This is a genomic window from Acetobacter papayae JCM 25143 (assembly GCF_000613285.1).
In the GTDB taxonomy this organism is placed as follows: Bacteria; Pseudomonadota; Alphaproteobacteria; order Acetobacterales; family Acetobacteraceae; genus Acetobacter; species Acetobacter papayae.
The window spans coordinates 1-4,995 of record NZ_BAIN01000110.1 but is presented as its reverse complement, the minus strand read 5'-3'; the positions used below and the strand labels follow the sequence as shown (position 1 = coordinate 4,995).

The window sequence follows — 4,995 nt, the reverse complement described above, 5'->3', positions numbered from 1 at the left end:
GCCTTTGCCGCCGTGCGCGAAGCCCTGAAGGAACTGGCCTGATCCGTGTGATCAGGTAAGGAGAGCGTTATGTCCCTGTTATCATCTCTCAAACTTGTCGTATCCCGCCCGCACCCCGAAGCCCGGCCTTTCCTGCTGGCTTCTGGCGTGGCAACGACACTGGCCTATCTGGCAGGCGCACGCCTGCGCTGCCCGATGCTGCGCCGCGCAGGCCATGCCGGGCTCGGCTTTTTCGGCTTCTGCCTGTATTTCTTCCGCGACCCTGAGCGCGTAACCCCCTCGCGTAGCGATGTGGCGCTGGCTCCGGCGGACGGGCATATCGTCTCGGTTGAAAAAGTGGCCCCTCCCAAGGAACTGGACATGGGCACCACCCCGGTCTGGCGGATTGCCACCTTCCTGTCCGTGCTGGATGTGCACGTCAACCGTATCCCGGCGGCTGGCACTGTCACCCGGATTGCCTATCACCCCGGCCTGTTCCTGAACGCCAGTCTGGACAAGGCATCCGAACAGAATGAACGCAACGCCCTGAGCCTGACACTGCCCGATGGCCGCATGCTGGCTGTGGTGCAGATTGCCGGGCTGGTGGCCCGCCGGATTGTCTGCTCCGTAAAGGAAGGCGAAAAGCTGGAAGCCGGTGAACGCTTCGGGCTGATCCGCTTTGGCTCGCGTACCGACCTGTATCTGCCGCCGGGTGTCGAGCCGCTGGTAGCCGTGGGCCAGACCATGGTCGGCGGTGAAACGGTCATGGCGCGTCTCTGATCTCACGCATGACGACTCAGCCCCCCCGCCCCGAACCCGTGCCGGCCCTTACCGGCCAGCCCCCTGCCACACCGCGCCCTGAACAGCGGCGCAAACGGCGTAAGCGCAGGGAAACAAGGGGGCCATCCTTCAACCGGCTTATCCCCAATATTCTGACCATGCTGGGGCTGTGTGCCGGACTGAACGGCATGCGCTTTGCCGTGGATGGCCGTTTTCAGGCGGCGGCGGCGGCACTGCTGATTTCCGCTTTTATTGATGGGCTGGATGGCCGCATTGCACGCATGCTGCGTGGGTCCACGCGGTTTGGGGCGGAGTTTGATAGCCTGTCAGACTTTGTCTGCTTTGGCGTGGCACCCTCCTTCCTGCTGTATTTCTGGGCGCTGAGGGATGGAAACCGCTACGCTTTCCTGCCCTGCATGCTGTTTACGGTGTGCATGGCTCTGCGTCTGGCGCGATTCAACGCCAATCTGGACGGCGAAGAAAATACCCCCAAATACGCCAGCAACTTCTTTACCGGCGTGCCTGCACCCGCCGGGGCCGGGCTTGCGCTGTTTCCGCTATTTCTGGGCCTTGAGGCACAGAAGCTGAACATGGACTGGCTGTATGAGCTGACCCGCACACCGTGGCTGCCTAGCCTGACACTGACGGGCACGGCCTTCCTGCTGGTTTCCACCCTGCCGGTCTGGTCTTTCAAGAACTTCAAGGTGCCGGTGCAGTACGTACTGCCATTGATGCTAGGCACCGGCATTTACGTTGTGGTGCTGATTGCCGATCCGTGGGGGGCTCTGGCCGCCGCTGGTATCATTTACATGGTTCTGCTACCCATGAGCCGCCGCAGTTTTCAAAAGCTCAAACGGGCGGCTGAATCCCTGCGGGAGGAAGAACCCGATTACCCGGTTTCCTGAAAACAACCGGCCAGCCCCCAGTTTCAGACCGGGGGCGTAGCCTCTGCCACACTGCTACCCAGAAGGGAAACCAGCCCCGCCAGAACATCCGCCGGGGTGGGCGGGCAACCGGGCAGGCGCAGATCAATCGTAACACGGCGTTCGAGCCCACCTAGCGTGGCGTAGTTCTCGCCAAACATCCCGCCATCCAGCGCACAGTCTCCCATGCAGATAATCCCTTTGGGTTCTGGCATGGCCTCCCACGCGGCCTGAAGCACAGGTGCCATCATGCGTGTAAGCGGGCCACTCACAAGCAGAAGGTCGGCTCCCGCAGGGGTAGACGCCAGCCCGAAACCCGCTCCCCCCAGATCATACGGGGCGCTGGCAAGGGCGCGCAGTTCCATACCGCAGCCGCCACAGCCGCCGGTTTCGATATGAAACAGCATCAGCGGGCCGCCATGTCCCGCTGGCTTTGTGGCCATCATGTTCTGGCGAAAGGCCACACTCAGTACAGCCCGGATCAACCCCATGCCGTGGCTCCTGTTCCTGCCCCATCTACCAGACCTGCCAGACAGGCCCCATACCACATAGGCTCAGCCATCCAGCGCCGCCGCACTGACACCGAGTGAACTGGCCACAAGGGGCATATCCTCAACCGGCTGACCTTTCACGGTTTCTTCAAACACAAGCAGGGCCGCAGCCGCTGGGTTATGGCAGAATACCTGCGCAAGACGCCCCTGATGCAACTGCACCCAGTAGGCTACACGGCCCCATGGCCCCTCCACCATGGCCATGCCTTCGGCATCCGGCAGGGTAAGAGCCTCCCGGCCTGGAGCAGCATCGCCCAGACGCGGTGCAATTCTACCAAGCAGGGTCAGGCTTTCGGCCACTTCATCAAGTAACAGCAGGGCGCGGTCGGCTGCACTCCCGCTCTGGCGGCCTGCGGTATAGCGCCACAGGCCGTCATACAGGCCCAGCACGCGGCGGGTATCGCAATCCTGCCCGGCGGCCCGCGCCACCGGCCCTTCAAGCCCCACTCGCGCCAAATCCTCGGCCCGTGTGACGCCCAGCCCTGTCAGCCGGGCAGAAAGACCGGGAAAGCTCTCCCATAATTCCAGCAGGGCTTCCTGACCGGCCTGCCCCAGCTTGGCAAGGCTGTCACACACGCCGCCCAGTGGCTCGGCCTCGGCCAGCCGCACACCACCGGGCCGGCAGCAATCCATCAATAGGCGTGAGCCCGTAACGGGGGCTATCTGTTCCAGCATGGCTTCACGCAGCATCATGCAGTGTGCGGCCACCAGCGGGGCCTGAGCCCGCTCCGCCAGATCTGCCAGCGTGTAGAGATGATGGAGCACGCGCTCCATTTCCAGCAAGGCGACACGTCCCAGACCGGCCTGCTCCTCCACGCCCTGCCCGCAGGCATTTTCCACCGCCATGCAAAAAGCGCTCTGATGCGCCACTGACTGCCCGGCCACAACGCGTCCGCTCAGGCGGCATCCCTCTTCCACCCGGCACCCTCGCCAGCGCAAGGCCAGCCCCCGATGCGCATAGCCACTCTGGCTTTCCGCCTGACCGACCAGCCTCCGGACTGGGCAAACGCCACATAAAGCGGCGGTGATACGCCCCCCGTGGCAGGCCCCCAGCCATCGACCAAGCCTGCCGCCCCGGCAAAGCGTTCCGAAGGCTGAAAAGACACCAGACCGGAGCGGACCTCGCTGACACCCGGAGGTTGGGCCAATGGGCTGGAACAGGGCCAGACCTCATGGTCCAGCAGGGGCCGGACATCACGCGCCCACATAGCCTCGGCCCCGTATAAATCATAAGCCGCACGCTCATACAGGGAGGAAACCTCCCGCGCGGGGGAGAGAGCCGGGTAGCGTCCATCCTCAAGCGCCAGCGTTACCGCGAGCGGTTCACCCCGCACGATAAACAGGGCATGCACATCTGCGCCATCGCACCACAGGCCACAAAAAGGCAACGGGTCGGTGCGCAGGGCTTCGACCAGATCACGCCATGCCAGTTCATCCAGCCGGAAGCGCCATGGGGTTGCTGTGGGCTCTCCCGCCCGGATGAGATCAGGTGCTCCCATCAGAATGCACCGAGCATCATGGCCAGCGGCACCAGAAAGCCCATACCAGCCAGCGCCACAAAGGCCAGACGCCCCGCCCGGTCATCGGGCCAGACATCGCGAAAGCCCATGGCCTGCTCTCCTGTTCCAAACACCGTGCGGGCCGAGGCATCGGGCCATGCACGGGCAATACCCAGCAACACACCCGCCACCGCCAGCAAGGCCAGCGCCCACGACCAGTCTACCAGAACCGACAACATGAGCAGGCACCCGACAAAAGGGCACCGGGGGGAAAGCAGGCCAGTGCCCGCGCCGCCCAACCCTGCCCTGCCCGGCTGCCCCCCGCAAGGCACCATCCGCATAACAGCAGCAGTGCTGCCACATCCGCGCCCACGCCAACCGCCATCAGGGCAAGAGCTATGGGGAAACCACGAAAAGCACTGGCCCTGTTTTCCGCCGTGCGGGCGGTGCCGGGCAGGCAGGCGGTCGTCCATACAGAAACAAGCCCGGCCGCGACCAGCGCCATTTCAAACCCGCTGCCGCCATAGCCCCGCAGCCGCATGGCCAATAACAAAGCTGCTCCACAAAAAGGCACCAGTAACAGCGCCCCATGCCCCTCACGCGCGGGCGTGCAAAACGGAGGCAGCCCGGTCATGACCACCAGCCGCAAGCCAGCACCAGCCCGGCTGTCAGCCCATGGGGAGGGAGCGTGAGCCCAGCAAGGGCCAGAAACAGGCCCACAGCCGCCGTGCGTCCGATCTGCCAGCCCGCCAGTGCCTGCCCCGCTGGGCGCATGAACACGAACACCCCCCATGCCAGCGCCAGAAACAGGATACCAAGACCAATCGCGGCCTGAGAGGCCACACAACCCAAACCTGCAAGAGCTGTAGATACATGCGGCACACTCCGCAGCAGCCTTTCACGGAATATGCCATGTTCCAGCACTGTCACCCACAGGCCCAGAGCCAGCATGACACGCCCTGCGCGCTGCACGGGGTCATCCTCCCAATCAGCCGAGACACCTCCCGTTGCCGGAAAAACAAAAACCGCCACAGCAAGGGCACAACCCAGGCCCGCCATCCACAGCGCGACATCCCGGCTGCGCTCGGTCGGGGCCAGACACACCCCCACAGCGCCCAGAAAAGGCCAGACAAACGCCAGAGCCGCCAGAAAAACCGTGAAGTCCTCAAACCTCATTGCGTCTTTTCTCCACCGGACAGGCTACGCGCACGGCGCGGCAGCAGACGATGCGCGCACAACGCCCCCAGCACCAGCATAACCAGC

The 4,995-nt window shown here is 64.0% G+C and carries 8 protein-coding genes; 2 read left to right on the top strand and 6 right to left on the bottom strand.

The features are described from left to right. The first annotated feature begins 69 nt into the window (after positions 1-69). Together JCM25143_RS14420 and JCM25143_RS20115 are read left to right on the top strand one after the other, a co-directional pair. A complete protein-coding gene (locus JCM25143_RS14420; protein ID WP_025861733.1) occupies positions 70-759 on the top strand; it encodes a phosphatidylserine decarboxylase in 690 nt (229 codons plus the stop codon). Between the two features lie 8 nt (positions 760-767). Continuing rightward, positions 768-1,664 (top strand): CDP-alcohol phosphatidyltransferase family protein, encoded by an 897-nt coding sequence (locus tag JCM25143_RS20115; RefSeq protein ID WP_051543409.1) that lies wholly within the window; start codon positions 768-770, stop codon positions 1,662-1,664. Positions 1,665-1,687: 23 nt separating this feature from the next. Here JCM25143_RS20115 and JCM25143_RS14410 read toward each other — a convergent pair whose 3' ends face one another. The 6 genes from JCM25143_RS14410 to JCM25143_RS24455 all read right to left on the bottom strand — a co-directional run bounded on the left by JCM25143_RS14410 (position 1,688) and on the right by JCM25143_RS24455 (position 4,908). Then, entirely contained in the window at positions 1,688-2,173 is a 486-nt protein-coding gene (locus JCM25143_RS14410) for an NADH-quinone oxidoreductase subunit B family protein (protein ID WP_025861732.1), read from the bottom strand. Between the two features lie 63 nt (positions 2,174-2,236). Next, on the bottom strand, positions 2,237-3,151 hold the full coding sequence (locus tag JCM25143_RS24475; RefSeq protein ID WP_234395335.1) for an NADH-quinone oxidoreductase subunit D-related protein: 915 nt from the start codon (positions 3,149-3,151) through the stop codon (positions 2,237-2,239). After that, a complete protein-coding gene (locus JCM25143_RS24470) occupies positions 3,130-3,732 on the bottom strand; it encodes a hypothetical protein (RefSeq protein WP_234395334.1) in 603 nt (200 codons plus the stop codon). Before JCM25143_RS24470 ends, JCM25143_RS24475 begins: the two co-directional genes overlap by 22 nt. Continuing rightward, complete coding sequence (locus JCM25143_RS24465; protein WP_234395333.1) at positions 3,732-3,971, bottom strand: hypothetical protein; 240 nt, start codon at positions 3,969-3,971, stop codon at positions 3,732-3,734. The genes JCM25143_RS24470 and JCM25143_RS24465 overlap by 1 nt, the downstream gene beginning before the upstream one ends. After that, positions 3,953-4,366 (bottom strand): hypothetical protein, encoded by a 414-nt coding sequence (locus tag JCM25143_RS24460; protein WP_234395331.1) that lies wholly within the window; start codon positions 4,364-4,366, stop codon positions 3,953-3,955. Before JCM25143_RS24460 ends, JCM25143_RS24465 begins: the two co-directional genes overlap by 19 nt. Further along, complete coding sequence (locus tag JCM25143_RS24455; RefSeq protein WP_234395330.1) at positions 4,363-4,908, bottom strand: hypothetical protein; 546 nt, start codon at positions 4,906-4,908, stop codon at positions 4,363-4,365. Before JCM25143_RS24455 ends, JCM25143_RS24460 begins: the two co-directional genes overlap by 4 nt. Between the last annotated feature and the right edge of the window lie 87 nt (positions 4,909-4,995).

Coding starts and splice junctions, on each gene's coding strand:
- JCM25143_RS14420 (WP_025861733.1), top strand. CDS start 70: ATGTCCCTGTTATCATCTCTCAAACTTGTCGTATCCCGCCCGCACCCC.
- JCM25143_RS20115 (WP_051543409.1), top strand. CDS start 768: ATGACGACTCAGCCCCCCCGCCCCGAACCCGTGCCGGCCCTTACCGGC.
- JCM25143_RS14410 (WP_025861732.1), bottom strand. CDS start 2,173: ATGGGGTTGATCCGGGCTGTACTGAGTGTGGCCTTTCGCCAGAACATG.
- JCM25143_RS24470 (WP_234395334.1), bottom strand. CDS start 3,732: ATGGGAGCACCTGATCTCATCCGGGCGGGAGAGCCCACAGCAACCCCA.
- JCM25143_RS24465 (WP_234395333.1), bottom strand. CDS start 3,971: ATGTTGTCGGTTCTGGTAGACTGGTCGTGGGCGCTGGCCTTGCTGGCG.
- JCM25143_RS24460 (WP_234395331.1), bottom strand. CDS start 4,366: ATGACCGGGCTGCCTCCGTTTTGCACGCCCGCGCGTGAGGGGCATGGG.
- JCM25143_RS24455 (WP_234395330.1), bottom strand. CDS start 4,908: ATGAGGTTTGAGGACTTCACGGTTTTTCTGGCGGCTCTGGCGTTTGTC.